20 protein-coding genes are annotated in these 19672 nt (G+C 69.4%); 7 read left to right on the top strand and 13 right to left on the bottom strand.

What is annotated here, in order from left to right:
* Positions 1 to 119 precede the first annotated feature (119 nt).
* The 5 genes from DL990_RS06065 to DL990_RS06045 all read right to left on the bottom strand — a co-directional run bounded on the left by DL990_RS06065 (position 120) and on the right by DL990_RS06045 (position 5669).
* Positions 120 to 917, bottom strand: a complete 798-nt coding sequence (locus tag DL990_RS06065; protein ID WP_125788667.1) for a sugar phosphate isomerase/epimerase — start codon at positions 915 to 917, stop codon at positions 120 to 122.
* 22 nt (positions 918 to 939) lie between these two features.
* Complete coding sequence (locus DL990_RS06060; protein WP_125798127.1) at positions 940 to 2526, bottom strand: hypothetical protein; 1587 nt, start codon at positions 2524 to 2526, stop codon at positions 940 to 942.
* A 105-nt stretch (positions 2527 to 2631) separates the two neighbouring features.
* Positions 2632 to 3621, bottom strand: a complete 990-nt coding sequence (locus DL990_RS06055) for a Ppx/GppA phosphatase family protein (protein WP_125788665.1) — start codon at positions 3619 to 3621, stop codon at positions 2632 to 2634.
* Between the two features lie 129 nt (positions 3622 to 3750).
* Positions 3751 to 4440 carry a response regulator transcription factor gene (locus DL990_RS06050; RefSeq protein WP_125788664.1) on the bottom strand — a complete coding sequence of 230 codons (690 nt, stop codon included), beginning with the start codon at positions 4438 to 4440 and terminating at the stop codon, positions 3751 to 3753.
* Positions 4437 to 5669, bottom strand: coding sequence for a cell wall metabolism sensor histidine kinase WalK (locus DL990_RS06045; RefSeq protein WP_199746233.1), 1233 nt, complete (start codon positions 5667 to 5669; stop codon positions 4437 to 4439). Before DL990_RS06045 ends, DL990_RS06050 begins: the two co-directional genes overlap by 4 nt.
* Before the next feature lie 292 nt (positions 5670 to 5961).
* Here DL990_RS06045 and DL990_RS06040 point away from each other — a divergent pair, with 292 nt between their 5' ends.
* Both DL990_RS06040 and DL990_RS06035 read left to right on the top strand, forming a co-directional pair.
* Positions 5962 to 6609 carry a DNA-binding response regulator gene (locus tag DL990_RS06040; RefSeq protein WP_125788663.1) on the top strand — a complete coding sequence of 216 codons (648 nt, stop codon included), beginning with the start codon at positions 5962 to 5964 and terminating at the stop codon, positions 6607 to 6609.
* A complete protein-coding gene (locus DL990_RS06035) occupies positions 6606 to 7523 on the top strand; it encodes a hypothetical protein (protein ID WP_125788662.1) in 918 nt (305 codons plus the stop codon). The genes DL990_RS06040 and DL990_RS06035 overlap by 4 nt, the downstream gene beginning before the upstream one ends.
* Positions 7524 to 7593: 70 nt before the next feature.
* On the opposite strand, the gene DL990_RS06030 is transcribed toward DL990_RS06035, so the two are convergent.
* The 7 genes from DL990_RS06030 to DL990_RS06000 all read right to left on the bottom strand — a co-directional run bounded on the left by DL990_RS06030 (position 7594) and on the right by DL990_RS06000 (position 15020).
* A complete protein-coding gene (locus DL990_RS06030) occupies positions 7594 to 8343 on the bottom strand; it encodes a phosphoglyceromutase (protein WP_125798126.1) in 750 nt (249 codons plus the stop codon).
* A gap of 465 nt (positions 8344 to 8808) precedes the next feature.
* Complete coding sequence (locus DL990_RS06025; RefSeq protein ID WP_125788660.1) at positions 8809 to 9741, bottom strand: DUF4349 domain-containing protein; 933 nt, start codon at positions 9739 to 9741, stop codon at positions 8809 to 8811.
* A 67-nt stretch (positions 9742 to 9808) separates the two neighbouring features.
* Positions 9809 to 10324: a YbjN domain-containing protein gene (locus DL990_RS06020; protein ID WP_125788659.1), complete on the bottom strand. Its 516-nt coding sequence runs from the start codon at positions 10322 to 10324 to the stop codon at positions 9809 to 9811.
* Entirely contained in the window at positions 10321 to 11625 is a 1305-nt protein-coding gene (gene mshA, locus DL990_RS06015; protein WP_199746232.1) for a D-inositol-3-phosphate glycosyltransferase, read from the bottom strand. Before mshA ends, DL990_RS06020 begins: the two co-directional genes overlap by 4 nt.
* Positions 11626 to 11646: 21 nt before the next feature.
* A complete protein-coding gene (locus DL990_RS06010; protein ID WP_125798125.1) occupies positions 11647 to 12459 on the bottom strand; it encodes an alpha/beta fold hydrolase in 813 nt (270 codons plus the stop codon).
* 111 nt (positions 12460 to 12570) lie between these two features.
* Positions 12571 to 13746: an Ig-like domain-containing protein gene (locus tag DL990_RS06005; protein WP_125798124.1), complete on the bottom strand. Its 1176-nt coding sequence runs from the start codon at positions 13744 to 13746 to the stop codon at positions 12571 to 12573.
* 209 nt (positions 13747 to 13955) lie between these two features.
* Positions 13956 to 15020 (bottom strand): UDP-N-acetylmuramate dehydrogenase, encoded by a 1065-nt coding sequence (locus tag DL990_RS06000; protein WP_125788656.1) that lies wholly within the window; start codon positions 15018 to 15020, stop codon positions 13956 to 13958.
* 26 nt (positions 15021 to 15046) lie between these two features.
* On the opposite strand from DL990_RS06000, the gene DL990_RS05995 reads away from it, so the two are divergent.
* The 5 genes from DL990_RS05995 to DL990_RS05975 all read left to right on the top strand — a co-directional run bounded on the left by DL990_RS05995 (position 15047) and on the right by DL990_RS05975 (position 18553).
* Positions 15047 to 15544, top strand: a complete 498-nt coding sequence (locus DL990_RS05995; RefSeq protein ID WP_125798123.1) for a DUF2505 domain-containing protein — start codon at positions 15047 to 15049, stop codon at positions 15542 to 15544.
* Positions 15526 to 16323 carry a class I SAM-dependent methyltransferase gene (locus tag DL990_RS05990; RefSeq protein WP_125788654.1) on the top strand — a complete coding sequence of 266 codons (798 nt, stop codon included), beginning with the start codon at positions 15526 to 15528 and terminating at the stop codon, positions 16321 to 16323. The genes DL990_RS05995 and DL990_RS05990 overlap by 19 nt, the downstream gene beginning before the upstream one ends.
* A gap of 63 nt (positions 16324 to 16386) precedes the next feature.
* The gene (locus DL990_RS05985; RefSeq protein WP_125788653.1) at positions 16387 to 17046 is read left to right on the top strand and encodes a DedA family protein; all 660 of its coding nucleotides are present in this window, start codon (positions 16387 to 16389) and stop codon (positions 17044 to 17046) included.
* A complete protein-coding gene (gene purU / locus DL990_RS05980; protein ID WP_199746231.1) occupies positions 17024 to 17908 on the top strand; it encodes a formyltetrahydrofolate deformylase in 885 nt (294 codons plus the stop codon). The genes DL990_RS05985 and purU overlap by 23 nt, the downstream gene beginning before the upstream one ends.
* Positions 17909 to 17923: 15 nt before the next feature.
* The gene (locus tag DL990_RS05975) at positions 17924 to 18553 is read left to right on the top strand and encodes a pyridoxamine 5'-phosphate oxidase family protein (protein WP_125798121.1); all 630 of its coding nucleotides are present in this window, start codon (positions 17924 to 17926) and stop codon (positions 18551 to 18553) included.
* Positions 18554 to 18631: 78 nt separating this feature from the next.
* On the opposite strand, the gene DL990_RS05970 is transcribed toward DL990_RS05975, so the two are convergent.
* Positions 18632 to 19630, bottom strand: a complete 999-nt coding sequence (locus DL990_RS05970) for an NADP-dependent oxidoreductase (protein WP_125798120.1) — start codon at positions 19628 to 19630, stop codon at positions 18632 to 18634.
* Positions 19631 to 19672 lie beyond the last annotated feature (42 nt).

Genomic DNA, 19672 nt, shown 5'->3' with positions numbered 1-19672 from the left:
GCCGATCCATCGGGGTGCGGGAGATCAACAAGCGCAGCTGGTTCACGGTCGGAACTTTACGTGTACCAGCGCCTCGGGCGCAGGGAGGAATGATTCTCCGCACCTGGAGACGATCTTTGTCACTGGCCGAGGTGCAGCCTCGCGAACAAGAGTGACTCCGCGAGGTCTCGTGAGCGCCGCGCCGCGCTCGGCGACCGGCGGGTGTTGATCTCCAGCACGATCTGTCCGGAGAAATCGCTGTTCACGAGCTTTTCGAGGAGTTCGGCGCAGGGTTCGATCCCGCGTCCGGGCACCAGGTGTTCGTCCTTCGGGAGTCCCGTGCCGTCCGCCAGATGGACGTGCGCGAGCCCGGAACCCATTCGATCGGCGAGTGCGAGAGCGTCCATCCCGGCTGCCGCTGTATGGGACAGATCGAGCGTGTAGTGGCGAAACCCTACGTCCGTAGGGTCGATCGAAGGCCGGAAGGCCGAGACACGGGACGTCCGCGAGCCGCCGGGCGGGCGGACCTTGAACATGTTCTCGACCGCGATCTCGATCCCGCTGGCGTCTTCGAGCTCGTCGACGAGGTCGCCGAACGCGTCGCCGTAGCGGCGCTGCCACCGGAACGGCGGATGAACCACGACCGTGCGCGCGCCCAGTTCCTGTGCCGCGTCCACGGACATCCGCAGGCGCACCTCGGGATCCGGCGACCACACGCGCTGGGTGATCAGCAGCGACGGCGAGTGGATCGACAGCACCGGCACCCCGGTGCGGCGCGACCACCGGCGCAACGCGGAGATGTCCTGGCTGACCGGGTCGGCCCAGACCATCACCTCGACGCCGTCGTAGCCGAGGTCGGCGGCCAGTTCGAAGGCCGTGCCCGCCCGCAACGGCCAGACGGACGCCGTCGAAAGGCCTACCGGAACCTGCTGAGCCATTCCGGCATTCTTCCCGAGGCCGCTAGCGCGCGACCAAGAGGAGTGCGGCCGGTGAGACCGTCACCACCAGCCCGACCAGCACCGCGAGCACCAGGGTCTGGAGATCTTCGGCCTTGCGGATCTTCCGGACGATCCACACCAGCGCGACGATCACCAGCAGCGCGGCGACCAGCGCGGCGGCGGGGATGTTGACCCACAGCCAGTTGAAGCCCAGCCAGACACCGGCGCCGCCGACCACGCCGAGGGCGAGCTGGCCGGCCAACGCCAGCCACTGCTTCCCCGGCGAGACCTTCTCGGCGGGCGCCGCGGGCTCGTCGTTCTCGACGACATCCTCGGCCCGGTCGTCTTCGTAGTCGTCCTCGTACTCGTCGGCGCGGTAGCCGTAATCGTCGCGTCCGAAGTCCGGGCCGCCGTCCGGGTACGCCGGGTCGGCGAACTCGCGCTCGTAGTCGTCGAGGTCGTCCTGCCGCGCGCGGTCGTCGAGCGAATGCGGTGGCACGAACGGCATCGGCGCCGGGTGGGACTGGTGGGTAGAAGCCATGGTGGGCGGGCCCGCGTCGAACGGATCCGGTTCGGGGTCGGTGTCCGGTTCGACGGGCGCGACCGGGGGCGGCACCGGCGGGATCCCGCCGATCTCGGTGTCCTCGGACTGCACCTTCTGCCTGCGTTTACGCCATCCGGCGAGCCCGGCGGGCGGCGACGGCGGCTTGACGGGCGCGGACGCCTCGGGGTCGGGCGCGGGTTCGTCGCCGACCGCGGCGAACTGCTCGGTGCTCGGCTCGGCCTTGGGCTGGGCGGGACGGACCGGCGGACGACGGCGGCGCGCCGGCTGGGCGGGCGGCGTCGCGAAGCCACCGCTGGCCATCGGACCCGGCTGGTCCTGCACGTCTTCGGACGGGGCATCGAGGCCGCCGTCGAGTCTCGCCGACAGCCCTGAGGACGGGGGTCCGGCGGGCGGCTCGGGGCGCCGGTGCACCGGCGGCACCGCGCCGCGGGTCTCCTCCGGACGCGGACGGCCACGCGGGGGCAGGCCCTCGGAGTCCGGCGGACGCTGATAGCCGGACTGCTCCTGCGGCGGAGCCGGCCGCCCGAACTGACCGGATTGCTGCGGCGGGCGCTGCTGGTAGCCGCTCTGTTCCTGCGGCGGGGTCGGCCGCCCGAACTGACCGGATTGCTGCGGCGGGCGCTGCTGATAGCCGCTCTGCTCCTGCGGCGGGCGCACCGGCGGCGTCTGCCGGGTCGGGGTGGACGCGACGTCCGGCGGCACCGGCAGCGGCGCGGAGTCCTGCTGCGGCTGCGGAAGCGGCCGCGCACCCGAATCCTGCTGCGGCTGCGGGAGCGGACGTGGTCCCGAATCCTGTGGGCGCGAGCGGCGCGGTGGACGGTTGGGCGGCGGCGGGGTGTCGCCGGACACCCTGTCGATGATCGCCTGCGGCGCGGTGTCGCTCACCGACGGCGTGCGCCTGCCGCGAGTGGGCTCGGGAGCCTCGTCCTCGTCGTCGGCCGCGCGGCGTCGCCTGCGGCGCCCGCCTTCCGGCTGGGCTCCATGCTGCGCGAGCAGCTCCGCCACGGTCTTCTGTGGCCGGCCGCTCTCTGTCTCGTCCGTCATACCGTGCTGTCCAATGCGCGCTCCGGCCGTTGTGAACCGGCACGCGACGGAGCATCGGCGGCGTCGCGCGCGCTATCCACCGTCATCCGCATTTCCGTCACCTCTTCACCGTGCCCGTTCTCCGTCGACTAAGTCCAGTCGGGCGCTGCCGCCCACAGTCTCGTCCGCACCGTTCGAATGGTCCAGCCGTCGAAGGATGACACCTTCTCGCAGCGCCCACGGACAGATCTCCAGTTCTTCCAGGGAAAGCGCCCGCATGGTGGCTTGCGCGACGAGCGCTCCGGCCACCAGCTGATGCGACCTGCCCGCGCTGACGCCCTCGAGTTGTGCCAGGTCATGGGCGGTCATCCGGGAGATGAACGCGATGAGCTGGCGCAACGCGGTGTCGGTCAGGGTACGGCGCACATGCGGCCCGCCCGCCGACGGCGCCGCTCCGGTCAGCCTGGCGAGCGACCGGAACGTCTTGGACGTCGCCACGACACGATCGGGTTCACCCAATTTGGCGACCTTCTTCGCGAGCGGGGTGAGTTGTTCTTCGAGCCACGCCGAAGTCGCGATGAGCTCCGAGCGGGTCGGCGGGTCGTGCTGGAACCGCGTCCGGGTGGTCCGGCCGGCACCGAGTGGCAGCGATTCGGCCAGATCCGGCTCCTCGTCGCGGCCCATCGCGATCTCCAGCGAGCCGCCGCCGATGTCGAGCACGAGCAGTTTTCCCGCCGACCAGCCGAACCAGCGGCGGACGGCGAGGAAGGTGAGGCGGGATTCGTCGATCCCGGAGAGCACCTTCAGCTCGACGCCGGTCTGTTCCTGGACCTTCGCCAGCACCTTCGGGGCGTTCTTGGCTTCGCGGACCGCGGAGGTCGCGAACGCCATGACCTCTTCGCAGCCGAGCCGGGCCGCGGCCGCCTTCGCCGATTCGACCGCCCGAACGAGGCTGTCCGCACCCGCGCGGCTCAGGTCGCCGTTGCGGGTGATCTGCTCGGCGAGCCGGAGGACGGCCTTTTCGGAATGCATCGGGGTCGGGTGGGCGCCACGGTGGGCGTCGACCACGAGTAGGTGGACGGTGTTGGAACCGACGTCGAGTACCCCTAGGCGCACGAGCGTCTACGGTACCCGCCCCCACGTCAGGTCACGAAACCGTAACCGTGATCTGTATCGCACGGGCTCCGCGTGAAGGCCCCCTTCCCTCGGCTGAGCCGAGGGAAGGGGGCCTTCACGCGCTATGGATCACGTCTCGAACTTGTAGCCAAGGCCGCGGACGGTGACCAGGTGCCGGGGCGACCCCGGGTCCGGCTCGATCTTCGACCGCAGCCGCTTCACGTGGACGTCGAGCGTCTTGGTGTCGCCGACGTAGTCCGCACCCCACACCCGGTCGATCAGCTGCCCGCGGGTGAGCACGCGGCCGACGTTGCGCAGCAGGTATTCGAGCAGGTCGAACTCCTTCAGCGGCAAGGAGACCTCCTCGCCGTCGACGGTGACGACGTGCCGTTCGACGTCCATGCGCACCGGCCCGGCGGCCAGTACGAGCGGTGCCAGGTCGCCTTCGGAGCCCGGCTCGCCGCCGCGTCGCAGCACCGCGCGGACCCGCGCGATGAGCTCACGGGCCGAGTACGGCTTGGTGACGTAGTCGTCGGCGCCGAGTTCCAGCCCGACGACCTTGTCGATCTCGCTGTCGCGTGCGGTCACCATGATCACCGGCACCGCGGAACGCTGCCTGAGCTGCTTGCAGACGTCGGTGCCGCTCATGCCTGGGAGCATGAGATCGAGTAGGACGATGTCGGCGCCGTTCCGGTCGAACTCCTCGAGCGCCTGCTGCCCCGTCACGGCGACGGCGGCGGTGAAGCCCTCTTTGCGGAGCAAGAACGCGAGCGGATCGGCGAACGACTCTTCGTCCTCGACGATGAGAACCCTCGTCACAGGTTTCCTCCATGGTCGGGGCTTTCTTGCCCTGTTGCCACGAGACGGGGTGTCCGCTCGGGGGTCTTCTCCGGCCGGGATGCCGGCGGAGCCTGTTTCACGGCCGCGGCCGGTTCGGCGGGGATGTGCGCGGGGATCCGCAGGGTGAAGGTCGATCCGGTGCCGGGACGGCTCCAGAGTCCGACCGAACCGCCGTGGTTGGCGGCCACGTGCTTGACGATCGCCAGGCCGAGCCCGGTGCCGCCGGTCGCCCGTGACCTCGCCTTGTCCGCGCGGTAGAACCGCTCGAAGACACGCTGTTGCTCGTCCTCGGCGATGCCGATGCCGCGGTCGGTGACCGCGATCTCGACCTTCCCGTCGACGAGCCGCCTGCTGATCGACACCGGGCTGCCCGGCTGCGAGTACGCGACGGCGTTCTCCAGCAGGTTCGACAGCGCGGTCACCATCAGCGTCCGGTCGCCCTCGATGAGCAGCCCGCTGGCCGCGTCGGTGGTGATGGTGATCTCGGCGGATTCCGCCGAGAGCGTCGTCCGGCCGAGTGCCTCGCGGACCACGGCGTCGACCTCGACCACGTTCAGATCGGGCAGCCGCTCGGCACCCTGCAGCCGTGACAGCGCGATCAGCTCGGTGACGAGCTGGCCGAGCCGCGTCGATTCGCGGAGGATCTTGCCGCCGAAGCGGCGGACCTCCTCGGTGTCTTCCGCGGCGTCGAGGATGGCCTCGGTGAGCAGCGCGATCGCGCCCACCGGCGTCTTCAGTTCATGGCTGACGTTCGCGACGAAGTCTCGCCGGACGGCTTCGAGGCGGGTCGCCTCGGAGTGATCGACGGCCTCGACCACGGTGAACCCGTCGCCGAGCGGGCGGACCTCGCCGAGGACGGCCTCGGGCTGACGGCCCCTCGCCTCCAGCGGGGAGAGGTCGATCTCCATCGGCTCGTCGGTCTCGACCACCTGCTCGGCGGCCTTGCGGGCCCGCGGATCGGCCTGGTTGACCTTCACCAGTCCCAGCTCGTAGGCACGCGGGTTGTGCAGGACCATGTCACCGAACTTGTTGAGCACGACGACGCCGTTGTTGCTGGACCGCACGAGGCGTTCGAGCAGCTCGGCCACGGTGGGCCCGGCCGGTCGTCGTTCCTCGCGGCGGGTGCGGCTCCTCGCGATCAGGAAACCGAAAACCACACCGACGATCAGTCCGCCGACGGCCAGGGCGAGTGCAACAGGCGTGGTCACAGGGGAATCGTAAGCGCGTGGGTAGTCTTTTGGCCTAGTCCCGGCCGCGTACTCGTGATGCCTATGACACCTGGGGACACCCTGTTCGCCTGCAGGTCAGACCCCGTTCACGTGACCGACCCCTCGCCGAGACCTCCTGGGTGAGGCGAGTCACCCGAAACGGGGACATCGATGCCGGTTCGTGCCCGGATCCCGACTTTCGTCGTGACTATCCGGACCGTGTGCTGCCCACTCACCGGCGAATAGCGACGTTCCCGTCACGGTCGCCGGGGAATGTTGGAAGACTGTCGCCGTGGAACTCGTCAGTGACATCTCCCTGATTCGCGGAGAAGAAGAGCTGTTCGACCGGACGGCTCATCTGTTCGTCGCGGCGACCGACATCGCGTGCGCGGCCGATGACCTCTACACCTGGGCACTTTCCCGGCCGTCGCTCACGCGGCAGGGCGAACGGCTGGTGCGCGACAAGCGGATCCGCAAGCTGTACCGGCCCGGCGTCCTGCTGAACGAGCAGACCGCGCGGCATCTGCACCATCTGTCCGGCCTCGGCGCGCAGATCCGGATCGGTACCGAGGAGATCAACGAGACGATCCTGCTCGACGAGCGCGTCGCGATCATGGCAGGCGACGAGGGCAAGGCGGTGCGCTCGTACAGCGTCATCTCGCGTCCGGAGCTGGTGCAGGGCATCCTGTCGCTGTTCGAAACCGCCTGGCAGGCGGCCGCGACCCTGGAGACGTTCGACGCGCGGTTCGCCGACATCCGGATGGAGGCACCGCAGATCCTCGAGTTCCTGACCACCGGCTGCAAGGACGACAAGGCCGCGAAGAGCCTCGGCATGGGCGTGCGCACCTATCAGCGGCGCGTCTCGGAACTGCTGGTCGCGCTCGGCGTGACCTCGCGGCTCCAGGTCGACGCGCGGGCGCGGGAGCTCGGCCTCCTGTGAGGCGCTGGGCGGGCCTCGCCGTACTGCTCGCGCTCGCGGGCTGCACGACCACGGTCTCCGGCGCCGCCCGGCCCGAACCGGAAACCCCGCCGTCGAACCTCGCGCTGGTCGATCCGGCGCGGACGGCGTCGGTGCTGACAGCGGTCAAGACGGCGACCGAAGCGGTGTTCTCCTACGACAGCACGGCCGTGCCCGCCTACGAGAAGGCGATCGCCGAGAACCTGACGCCGGGCGCACGCGACGAAATGGCGAAACTGTTCGCCGAGGTCCGGAAGTCCGCGGAGCCGATCAAGCTGGTGACCAGGGTGATCGTCTCGGCCGCGGTCGAGCAGGCGCCGGACAAGGCGCAGGTGCTGACCGTGCTCGACCAAAGCAGCACCCGGGCGGGGGCCACCAGCAAGGGCATCGCGTCGGTACTGCTCGCGACCGTGCGCGAAGGCGACCGCTGGCGGATCGGCGAGATCAAGGTGAACCCGGCCGGGTCGCCGCCCGCGGTGGAGAAACCCGGCGCGGGTGACCGGGTGCTCGCGCGGGTCCGGGATTCCGCGCGCGACGGCGCTCTGCGTGCCGCACAAGCCCTGTTGAGCGTTGATCCGGCCGATCCCGAAGGCACGTACGCCCGCTACGAGTCCGTGTCGACCGGGCAGTTGCTGACCCAGTTCCGGCAGGACAAGGCGACGGGGGTGGGCAAGATCCGGGCCGCGGGCGCGAAGTCGTCGCTGGCGCCGAATCCGGCGGCCGCGGTCATGGAGGTCGTGGAGGACAAGGCGAGCGTGCTGCTCCACGCGACGTCCGACGTCACCGACGCGGCCGGGCAGTCGACGAAGAAGCACCTGCCGGTCGTCCTGCGTCTCCAGCGGCTGCCCGAAGGCTGGAAGGCGGCCGGGATCGAACTGGTCGCCAGCCTCCCCTGACGCAATTCGGCACCTGGTTGCGATGGTTCGTACTTCGAACTATCGCAACCAGGTGCCGAATTGCGTGCGGTCAGCGGCCCTGGTTCGCCACGGCGGCCGCGGCTTCCTTCGCGGCCTCCGGGTCCAGGTACGTCCCGCCGGCGGTGACCGGCTTGAGGTCGTCCGTCAGGTCGTAGCGCAGCGGGATGCCGGTCGGGATGTTGAGCCCGGCGATCGCGTCGTCGGAGATGCCGTCGAGGTGCTTCACCAGCGCCCGCAGCGAGTTGCCGTGCGCGGCGACCAGCACGGTCTTGCCGGCACGCAGATCCGGCACGATCGCGGACTCCCAGTACGGCAGCAGCCGCGCGACGACGTCCTTGAGGCACTCGGTCAGCGGGGCGGTGTCGCCGAGGTCGGCGTAGCGCGCGTCGCCGACCTGGCTGAACTCGTCGGCCGGGTCGATCGGGGGCGGCGGGGTGTCGTAGGAGCGGCGCCAGAGCATGAACTGCTCCTCGCCGAACTCGTCCAGGGTCTGCTTCTTGTTCTTGCCCTGGAGCGCGCCGTAGTGCCGCTCGTTGAGGCGCCAGTCGCGCTTCACCGGGATCCAGTGCCGGTCGGCGGCGTCGAGCGCCAGGTTGGCGGTCGAGATCGCCCGGCGCATCAGAGAGGTGTGCAGGACGTCCGGCAGCAGACCGGACTCCGCGAGCAGCTGCCCGCCCTTGCGCGCCTCCTGCTCGCCCTGTTCCGACAGCGGCACGTCCACCCAACCGGTGAACAGGTTTTCGGCGTTCCACGTGCTCTGCCCGTGACGCAGCAGCACCAGAGTCCCAAGCTCAGCCATGCGCCCCACCCTGCCAGAGTGAGCGGATGCGCCGGTCAGAGGGCCGGGATTGCCCCTTCTTCTACGGAGAGTGCGTTACCCGCGAGTAACACCTTCACCCGTCCAGAAGACGGGGTGCCAACAAGTCCCGATCTCCGACAAACAGGCTGCACTCCGTTATCCCCGTTTTCGAAGTTCACTCGAACGGCCTAACCGGTAGTCTTGTGATTACAGGTGGAGATCTGACAGGTTGACTAAGTCCCGCGCGGCCGGATTCCACGCACTCCCCGGCTCGACGTGGGTGACGACCGCGACTCGTCTCCCCCCTGCCGAGTCGCGGCGCCCGCCGGCCCCGTTGGCATCCCCCTCGTCACCGGGTCCACCTTGGCGGGAACTTCAGCGGGGCGGCTCGAGATCGCGACTCCCCCCTCCCTCGAGCCGTCCCGCCTGTTCACTTTCCGGGGAATCCCGGCCAAAGTGGGGGCTTCAGTCCAGCGGGGGCGCGGACGGCAGATCCGAAGCGGTCGCCATCGCGGGCTCCGCCGGACGACGCCGCTTGCGCAGCCACCACACCAGTGCGGCCGCGGGGACACCGAAGACCAGCACGAACGGGGCCATCGCACCGAGCACGGTCAGCAGGCCGCCACCGAAGGTCAGGAACGCGTCCCAGCCGTTCGTCAGGCCACCGAAGAACCCGCTACGCGACTCCTCCTCCGCCACGACGGTCTCCGCCTTCACCTGCAGCGAGATCGTCGACATGGCGACACTTCCGGCCAGGCTCTCACGCCGCTTCTGGAGCGACTCGAGTTCGGCCTCGCGGCTCGTCAGTTCGCTCTCCACCGAAGCGATCTCCGAAACCGACGTCGCCCTCGCGAGCAGCGCGCGGACGCGTTCGACGCTCGCCCGCTGGGTGGCCAGCCGCGATTCGATGTCGACCATCTGCTCGGTCACGTCCGTCGCGGTGACCTCGCGCCTCACCTGCTTGCCCAGCTTCCCCAGCTGGTCCAGCACGCCGTCGAGGCGTTCGGAGGGCACGACGACGTTGACCGTCGCCCGCTTCTCCTGCGTGCTCTCCTGCCCGGTGTAGCCGGCGGCGCCCTGCGTGATGACGCGGACCTGTGAGATCACGTCGGCGACGTTCGGCGCGGTGAGCTCCAGGCTCGCCGTGCGCACCAGTTTGCGGTCGGTGATCCCCGGCTGCCCCACCGGCGCAGGGTTCTTGCCCGACCCCGCCTTGCCGGCGCTGTCGGTACTTTCCGTGTTGCCTTTGCCCGGCGCCCCTTGATTCGGCGCCGCCTGCTTGGTGTCGGCCGACATCGGCATCGCGGCGGACTCGCTGCTGCCGGAATCGTTCGCCGAGCAGCCCGCGAGCGCCAGCACGATGCCTGCCGCGGCCACCCATCTCAATCGCTTGCGCATCCGTCCTTCTCCCTCCAGTGCTGAGGAAAGAGACGGAGCCGGGCTCAGGCCCGTTGCACCGTTCGGGTCACGAGTCGGTCAAGGCTCCGGGTTCGTGCCCGTTCGCGGGCTCGACGAGATGTTTGAACGCCTGCAGGTTCGCCAGGGACTCGCCGCGGGAAACCCGCCAATCCCATTCGCGTTTGATCGATTCGGCGAAGCCGAGTTCCAGCAAGGTGTTGAAGTCGCCGTCGGCGGCCTCCAGCACCTGCCCGAGGATCTTGTCCAGTTCGGACTCGGTGACCGTGTCCAGTCCGAATCGGCCGACCAGGTAGATGTCGCCCATCGCGTCCACCGTGTAGTGCACGCCGTACAGTTTCGCGTTGCGGCGCAACAGAAAACGGTAAACGTCCTCATGGGACTCATCGGGGCGGCGGCAAACGAACGCTTCGACGGCGAAGGCGTGGTCCCCGGCGACCAGCCAGCAGTTGGTCTGCAGTTTCTTGGTGCCGGGCAACGTGACGAAGTACTTTCCCTCGCCGCGCCTGTCGTATTCCAGGCCCGCGTTGTCCAAAGAGGACCGCAAGGTCTCGTCGAGCGTCAAACCGCCACCTCCGCGCGCTGTTCGAGGGCACGCCGGAACGCGCCGGTCGCCTGAGCGTACGTGTCCAGCAGCCGGTCCGTCGTACGGCGCCAGGAGAAACGCCGCGCGTGGACGACGGCGTTGGCCGAGAGTTCGGCACGCCAGCCGGGCCGCAGCGCGACGTTCGCGAGCGCACGCGCCCAGTCCTTCGGATCGTGCGACGGCACGAGCAACCCGGAAACCCCGTGCGGCACGGCGACCGGCAGCCCGCCGACCTCGGCCGCGATCACCGGCGTCCCGCAGGCCTGCGCCTCGAGCGCGACCAGCCCGAACGACTCGTTGTAGCTCGGCACGGCGACGATGTCGGCCGCGCGGTAGACGTTGACCAGCGACCGGCCGGGCTGCGGCGGCATGAACCGGGTCTGCTCCTCGATCCCGAGGGAGGCGGCCAGCTCGCGCAGGGCCTGCGGCTGCTCCAGCCCGGTCCCGGACGGGCCGCCGACGATCAGCACCACCAGCCGCGACGCCAGCTCCGGCCGCTCGCGCAGCATTTCGGCCGCCGCGAGCAGCAGGACGTCCGGCGCCTTCAGGGGCTGGATCCGGCCGGCGAAGGCCAGGACGATCGCGTCCTGCGGCAGCCCCAGCGCCCGGCGCGCGGCCGGACGGGAACCGGGGGTGAACCGGTCGAGGTCGACGCCGGGCGGGATGGCGTGCACGGAATGCGGGTCCGCGTCGTACAGCTCGATCAGCTCGCGCGCCTCGACGCGGGTGTTCGCGACCAGGCAGTCCGCCTCCTCGACGACCTGCTCCTCGCCGATCACGCGGGTGCGCGGCTCGGGGGTGTCCCCCTCGGCCAGTGCGGCGTTCTTGACCTTGGCCAGCGTATGCGCGGTGTGCACCAGCGGCACGCCCCAGCGGTCGCGGGCGAGCCAGCCGGCCTGACCGGAAAGCCAGTAATGCGAGTGGATGAGGTCGTAGTAGCCCGGCTCGTGGAACGCCTCGGCCCGCAGCACCCCGGCGGTGAACGCGCACAGCTGCGCGGGCAGCTCGTCGCGGCCCAGCGGCTCGAACGGCCCGGCCGGGATGTGCCGCACCAGCACGCCGGGCGCCAGTTCGGCGACCGGCGGCTGATCCGAGGACGTCGCGCGCGTGAACACCTCGACCTCGACGCCGCGGCGGGCCATCTCGATGGCCGTCTGACTCACGTAGACGTTCATCCCCCCGGCGTCGCCGGTACCCGGCTGCTCCAGCGGAGAGGTGTGCAAAGACAGCACCGCGACGCGCCTTGGCGCGGCATCGAACCCGTGCAGAGGGATCGTCACCTGGTCAACACTCCCGAAGTCCTACTGATCGGCGAACCCGCGCAGCAGTTCACCGAACTCGTCCACCGCTTCGGCGAACGGCAGATGCCCCACCTCAGGTAGCCAACGCACGACGGCCCCCTGAATCTTCCCGGCCGTGTATTCCGCCGACGTCGGATCGATCACAGCGTCCGCGAGACCATGGATGATAAGTGCCGGTTTGTCCAGATCGCGAAGTACGTCCTCGCTCCCGACGTCACGCCGGAACAGCGCGGAGCGCACCGCGGGCGGAGTGGAAAGGCAGGCGCCGAGCAGCGACTGGGTGAGCGTGCCGGATACCGGGGAGGCGGTCATCCGCCCGCTGAACTGCACCAACGCGGGAATCGCGACCGACGGATCGTCCGAAAGCACCGCCGGGATGGCCTCGCGCATCGCGGGGCCGACCTTGCCGCCGGGCCGGTTCTTGCCGATTTCTGTGATAGCGCCCACAAAAACGACGCCACCGAGCCGCGACGAGCCGTGCACGCGGAGGTAGTCGGTGATCACGAGCCCGCCATAGGACCAGCCGACGACGATCGCGTCGTCACCGGCGAAGTCGAGGACGGAGGCGAGATCCTCCGCCCAGACGCGCGGATCGTCGTAACCGGCGGAGGGCACTTCGGAGTCACCGTGACCGCGCAGATCCATCGCGACCAGGCGGAACCGCTCGCTGAGGGCGGGGTCCGCCATCTGCGGCGCCCATGCCTTGGCGGACTGGGCCCAGCCGTGCACGAACACGATCGGACGGGTGTTCTCGGCGCCTTCGACCCACAAGCCGATGCGGGTTCCGCCGTAGCCGACTACCTCGGTCTTCATGCCCGCACTTTAGGAGGTCGGCCGGGGTGGTCGTGAGTGGCGATTCGGGTTAGAACCCGAATCGCCACTCACGACCAACGCGCCCCACTCGCCACCGCTGCCCTCGTCCACCTACTTGACGGCGGACAAGGCCTTCCACGACTTCCAGTCGTAGAACCAGTTCTTGACGTCCGATTTGGTCGGACTGCCCAGTTTCGACCCGGTGATCTCCACCGGGTCGCCGATCATCGCCGTGTCGAAGTACTTCTTCGCGTCCGAGTCGAGCAGGTTCACGCAGCCGTGCGAGGTGTTGGCCTTGCCGATGTTCGCCGCGTTGTCCTGGTTCTCGTGGATGTACTCGCCGTTGTTCGAGATCCGGCAAGCCCACTTCTTGTTGACGTTGGTGTAGCCGTAGCGCGCGTTGTCGAACCGCGCGGTCGGCTCCTTCGTCATCACGATGAACGTGCCGTTGGGGGTGTTGCGCTGGACGTCGGAGTCGAGCCCGTTCGAACACGGGTAACTCGCCGATTCGGACCCGCCCCGGTAGACCTTCATCACGTGGTCCGGGGTGTTGATCTTGACGACCTGGTTGCGGCCGATCTTGAAGTCGGTGGTCACGTCGGCCTTGCCGTACGCGCCGCCGCCGAGCGCGACGCCGTAGAGCTTCGCCTCGACGCTGACCTTGATGTTGGCGGGCCAGTACTCCTTGGGCCGCCAGTCGACCTGCGTGTCCGAAAGCCAGCCCCAGGAGCCCTCGACGTCCTTGTCGGTCTTCACCTTGAGCGCCTTTTCGGCGGCCGCCTTGTCCTTGACCGGGGACGCGAACTTCACGCTGATCGGCATCGCGACGCCGACTTCGGCGTCGTCGGTCGGGTTCAGCGTGGCGCGAATCTCCTTGGCGGGCTTGACCGTGGTGAAGGAGCCCTTGAACTCGGCGGGCTTGTTGTCGCTGCCGGTGGCCTTCGCGGCGTACGTGTACGTCTTGCCGTAGCCGAGGACTTCGGAGCTGGTCCAGGTGAGCCCGTCGGGGGAAAGTTCGCCCTTGACGTCCTTGCCGCCATCCCCGCTGACCTTGACCTCGGTGAGCTTGCCGTCGGCGACCTTCACCACGACCGGGGTCACCACGGAGGCGTCCTTGGCGTCGGCGGCGGGTTCGGCGGTGATCTTGGCGACCGGGGCGGCGTTCTGTTCTTCGCCACCGCTGCCTTCCGGCTTGGCGTTGCCGCCTTCTTCGCTGGAGCAGGCCGCGGCCAGCATGGCCGCCCCCGCGGCGAGCGCGGCCTTGAACACCGTGCGCCGTTCGATCACGTGTACCTCCCGTTAGCTCCCCGCGAGCCCCTACCCGCTCAGCGCTGGGAACCTCTCCGACGTTACCCGCGGCGACGGAAGTCACCCGCCCCGCTCTTGGGGATAGACGCACGTGACCGGCGCGGGGTTGTTCACCCACCCGCAATTCGTCACCTGCTTGCGATCTTTGCGCATGCAAGGGACCGCAAGCAGGTGACGAATTGCGGGGGTCAGAGCGAGCAGTTGATGAGCAGGGGTTCGGGGTGCAGCGAAACACCGAAGCGAGCCTCGACGCCGTCGCGCACTTCGCGCGCCAGAGCGAGAAGGTCCTCTGTCGAGGCTTTGCCCCGGTTCGTGAGCGCGAGCGTGTGCTTCGTCGACAGCGAGACCCTGCCGCCGGGCCCTTCGTGGCCCTTCGCGAACCCGGCCCGCTCGATCAGCCACGCGGCGGACAGCTTCGTGCCCCCGGGCGCCGGGTACTGCGGCACACGCACGTCCTCGCCGACGACATCCACGATCCCGGCGAGCACCTTCGCCAGCCGTGCCTCCCCGATGATCGGGTTGGTGAAGAACGAGCCCGCGCTCCACGTGTCGTGGTCGTCGGCGTCCAGGACCATGCCCTTACCGCGACGCAGGCCGAGGACCGCTTCGCGCGCGTCGGCCGTCGGGACCCGGTCACCGATCTCGACGCCGAGCGTGCGGGCGAGTTCGGCGTAGCGGATGGGGGCCGAGAGACCGTCTTCGCTGACCTTGAAGCGCACTGTGAGTACTACGCCCGCGTCCGTCCCCTTCAGGATCGACGTGCGGTAGCCGAAGCCGAGTTCCTCGGCGGTCAGCGTGCGGATCTCGCGGGTGGCGCGGTCATAGAGGTCGACCGAGACCAGCGACTCGGCCACTTCGCAGCCGTACGCGCCGACGTTCTGGATCGGCGTCGCGCCGACCGAACCGGGGATCCCGGAGAGGCATTCGAGCCCGCCGATGCCCTCGGCGACCAGCCCCTCGACGAAACCGTCCCAGTTCTGGCCCGCCGCGACCTCGACGAGATCTCCGTCACGTGTCCAGCCGGTGTTGCCGACCTTCAGTACCGCGCCGTCGAAGCCGTCGTCGGCGACGACGAGGTTCGAACCGCCGCCGAGCAGCAGGACCGGCTCGCCCGCTTCGTCGGCCTCGCGGACCGCCTCGACCAGGGCCTGCACGGTCTTCGCCTCGGCATATCGCCGCGCCGGACCGCCGAGCCGCAGGGTGGTGTGGTCGGCGAGGGCGGCGTGCTGGGTGGGAGTTTCGGCAGTGCTCACGCCCGTGAACGGTACTGTCTGGCGCCATGGCCTCCCGTATCGAGCACCGCTCAACGTTCTCCGCCGACGTCGCGACCACGTTCGACGCGGTCGCAAGCGAGGCGGCGCTGCGGGCAAGGCTGGAGCAGATCGGCGGCGACGACGCGGAGCTGCTGGAGTTCGTCCCGGCAGGCGACGGCGTGCGCTACAAGCTGCGTCAGGGCATCAGCTCGGACAAGCTCCCCTCGGCCGTGCGGACGCTGCACCGGGGCGATCTGGTCGTCGAGCGCGAGCAGACCTGGAAGGCCGCCGGAGCCGGCTACACCGGCACCGCGACGGCGTCGGTCTCGGGCGTGCCTGGTGAGATCACCGCGAAGACGTCGCTGACCGGCGAAGGCGAGCAGGCGACGCTGGTCAACAGCGGCGAGGTCAAGGTGCGGATCCCGTTCGTCGGCGGGAAGCTGGAAGGCGTGATCGCCGAACAGGTCACCAAACTGCTGGAACGCGAGGCCGAATTCGTCGCGAAGTGGCTGGCCGGGCGCTGAAGCCGGTCGGGGCACCGACACGAGGCACGACCAACCCCAACCGGCTCCGCCGCGTGGACCGGTGGCTCGCGAGCGACCCCGGGGTGACGCGGCTGCTGCGCCGCGCGGACGAACCGCTCGTCGTGGACCTCGGCTACGGCGCCTCACCGGTGACCACGGTCGAGATGGCGCGGTGGCTGCGCACGGTCCGGCGCGACGTCCGGGTGCTGGGCCTGGAGCTGGACGCCGAACGGGTCGCCGTCGCGCAAACCGCCGTCGACCGGCCGTGGCTGGACTTCCGGCGCGGCGGCTTCGAGCTCGCCGGGACGCGGCCGGTGCTGGTGCGCGCGTTCAACGTGCTGCGGCAGTACGACGAAGCCGAGGTCCCGGGCGCCTGGTCGCTGATGCTGGACGCGATGACGCCGGGCGGACTGCTCGTCGAAGGCACCTGCGACGAGATCGGACGGCTGAGCAGCTGGGTCGCGGTCGGCTCCGACGGGCCACGCACCCTGACCCTTTCCGTCCACCTCGCCAGCCTGGAACGTCCGTCCACAGTGGCCGAACGACTGCCCAAGATCCTCATCCATCGCAACGTCCCCGGCGAACGCGTCCACGAACTACTGTCCACTCTGGACATTTGCTGGGCGACGGCGGCGCCGCACCAGAACTTCGGCGTCCGTGCCCGCTGGGCGCACGCCGTGCACCTGCTCACCGCCCGGGGCTGGCCGGTGCTGAACCGGCCGTCGCGGTGGCGGCTTGGTGAACTCACCGTGCCGTGGTCGTCGGTGGCCCCGGACTAGGAATTCATCGGTCGAACCCCGCTCCGTCACCCCAAAGCGACCTGCGGTGATCACGATGGAACCGTGGAACTGCTGGAGTACGTCACCGGGCTGCTCGAGGGCACGCTCGGATCGCCCTGGTTGTGGGTGATCGTGTTCCTCGTGTCCGGGTTGGACGCGCTCCTGCCGTTCATGCCGAGCGAGACCACGGTCATCACCGTCGCCGTCCTGATCGGCACGGACTTCCCCCAGCTGGCGCTACTCGCGCTGGTCGCCGCGCTCGGCGCCTGGCTGGGCGACTGTCTCGGCTACACCCTCGGCGCGGCCGCGGGACCGCGAGCGCTCGCCCGCCTGCAACGCGGACCGGACGGGATCCGGCGCTACGAATGGGCGAAGATCCAGGTGCGGCGCAACGCCGTCCTGCTGATCCTCGCCGCCCGCTACCTGCCCGGCGGCCGTGTCGCGAGCGGGCTCGCCAACGGCAGCCTCGGGTACCCGCCGGGCAAGTTCGTCCCGCTCGACGCCCTCGGCGCGAGCATCTGGGCGGTGTACAGCGTCCTCATCGGTCTCGTCGGCGGAGCGGCCTTCGCGGACGAGCCGGAGAAGGGCCTTCTGCTCTCCTTCGCGCTCGGCCTGCTGCTGGTCGCGGCGATCGAGATCGGGCGGCGGGTCCGCGTGCGCATCCTGACCCGGCGCCGCGCGGCGGCCGGGACCAGCGACAATGGTGTGTGTGTCGAACCCTGAACGTCGCTATGTGATCTCCTTCGGCTGCCCCGACCGCACGGGCATCATCGCCCGGATCTCGGGTTTCCTCGCCGAACACGGCGGTTGGATCGTCGAAGCGGCGTACCACACGGACCCGGACACCGGCTGGTTCTTCACCCGCCAGGTCGTCCGCGCCGACTCGCTCCCGTTCGACGCCACCGAACTCCGCACCCGCTTCGCCGAGGTCGCGACGTCGCTTTCGGCCGAGTCCAGCTGGCAGGTCAGCGACACCGGCGAGCGCCGCCGCGTGGTGATCCTCGTCTCCAAGGCCGGGCACTGCCTCTACGACCTCCTCGGCCGGGTCGCTTCCGGGGAACTGGACGTCGACGTCGCCGCCGTCATCGGCAACCACGCGTCGCTGGGCGACATCACCCGCGCACACGGCATCCCGTTCCACCACGTCCCGTTCCCCGCCGGTGACGCGGAGGCCAAGGCGTCCGCCTTCGCCGAGGTGCGGAAACTGGTCGACGAGCACGACCCGCACGCCGTCGTCCTCGCCCGGTTCATGCAGGTCCTGCCCGCGGAACTGTGCGAGGCGTGGGCCGGGCGGGCGCTCAACATCCACCACAGCTTCCTGCCGTCGTTCGTCGGCGCGCGGCCGTACCACCAGGCCCACGCGCGCGGGGTGAAACTCATCGGCGCGACCTGCCACTACGTCACCGCCGACCTCGACGCGGGCCCGATCGTCGACCAGGACGTCATCCGCGTCGACCACGGCGACTCGGTCGAGGACATGGTCCGCAAGGGCCGCGACATCGAGAAGGTGACGCTGGCGCGCGGGCTGCGGTGGCATCTCGAGGGCCGCGTGCTGGTGCACGGCAATCGAACTGTCGTCTTCTGATGGTTCACTGTGGTCATGGGGACCTCAGAGATCAAAGTGATCGAGACGCACGAAGCGCTCCGTGAACACCTCGGCCACCCGAAAGAGACGACCAAGGGGAAGATCATCCCTTTCCTCGATCCGCACGCGCGCACGCTGATCGAGCACTCGCCGTTCTACCTGCTGGCGACGGCGTCGGCCGACGGGACCTGTGACGTCTCCCCGCGCGGCGACCCTGCCGGTTCCGTGAAGGTGCTCGACGACAAGACGCTGGTGCTGGCGGACCGGCCTGGCAACAAGCTGCTCGACAGCCAGACCAACATCCTCGAAAATCCGCACGCCGGGCTGCTGTTCGTGATCCCGGGGATGAACGAAACGCTGCGGATCAACGGCGGCGCGAAACTGGTCGCGGACGCGCCGTTCTTCGACGACCTCGTGGTCAAGGGGAAACGGCCCGCGCTGGCGATCCTGGTCGAGGTCGAAGAGCTCTACATACACTGCGCCAAGGCTTTCCTGCGGTCCTCGCTGTGGAAGCCGGAAACCTGGCCGGAGCGGTCCAGCCTGCCGACCGCCGGCCAGATCTTCCGGGACCAGATGAAGCTGGACATGACCGCGGAGGCGCTGGACGCCGCGCTGACCGAAGGCGCCCTCACGACGCAGTACTGAGCCTCCGCGCGTGCAATGAAGGGGCCTTTCATAGCAAATTTTGCTATGAAAGGCCCCTTCATTGCACGTGAGGGCGGGTCAGACGCGGACCAGCATCTTGCCGGTGTTCGCCCCGCCCAGCAGGTCCAGGAACGCCTGCGGCGCGTTGCGGATACCGTCCACAATGGTCTCCGAGTACTTGAGCCCACCGGAGGCGACCAGCGGCGCGACCTCCTTCACGAACTGCGGCTGCAGCGCGAAGTGGTCGCCGACCAGCATGCCGCGCATGGTGAACCGCTTCGCGATGATCGACGCGAGATTGCGCGGCGCGGCGGCCGGTTCGGTGTTGTTGTAGACCGAGATCATCCCGCAGATCGCCATCCGGCCGTGCAGGTTGATCGAGTCGATGGCCGCTTCGAGGTGCTCGCCGCCGACGTTGTCGAAGTACACGTCGATGCCTTCGGGCGCCGCCGCGCGCAGCTGCTCGGCGACCGGGGCGTCCTTGTAGTTGAACGCCGCGTCGAAGCCCAGTTCGTCGGTCAGCCACTTGACCTTCTCGTCGGTGCCCGCGCTGCCGATGACCCGCTTCGCGCCCTTCAGCTTCGCCAGCTGGCCGACAACGGAACCGACCGCGCCCGCCGCGCCGGACACGAAGACGGTGTCGCCCTCCTTGAACTCCGCGACGTCGAGCAGTCCGGCGTACGCGGTGAGCCCGGTCATGCCGAGCACGCCGAGGTACGCGCTGACCGGCGCGGCCTCGGGGTCGACCTTCACCGCGTGCTTCGCGGCGACGACGGCGTGGGAGCGCCAGCCGAGGCCGTGCAGCACGATGTCGCCCGGCTTGAAATCGTCCACGGTGGACTCGAGCACTTCACCGACGGCGCCGCCGTGCATGACCTTGCCGACCTCGTACGGCTCGGCGTAGGACTTCGCGCTGCTCATCCGGCCGCGCATGTACGGATCCACGCTCAGCACCTGGTTGCGGACCAGGATCTGCCCCTCGCCCGGGGTCGGGATCTCGACGTCGGCGATCTCGAAGTTCTCGAGCGTCGGGACACCGTGCGGACGGGAGGCCAGCCGGATCTCGGTTGCGTTCACGGGGTAACTCCAAGTCTGTTGCGAACCTCAAGCGGGGCGATC

Origin of the sequence: Amycolatopsis sp. WAC 01416 (assembly GCF_003947485.1) — a bacterium.
Taxonomy (GTDB): Bacteria; Actinomycetota; Actinomycetes; order Mycobacteriales; family Pseudonocardiaceae; genus Amycolatopsis.
This window is presented reverse-complemented; position numbering and strand designations above follow the sequence as displayed.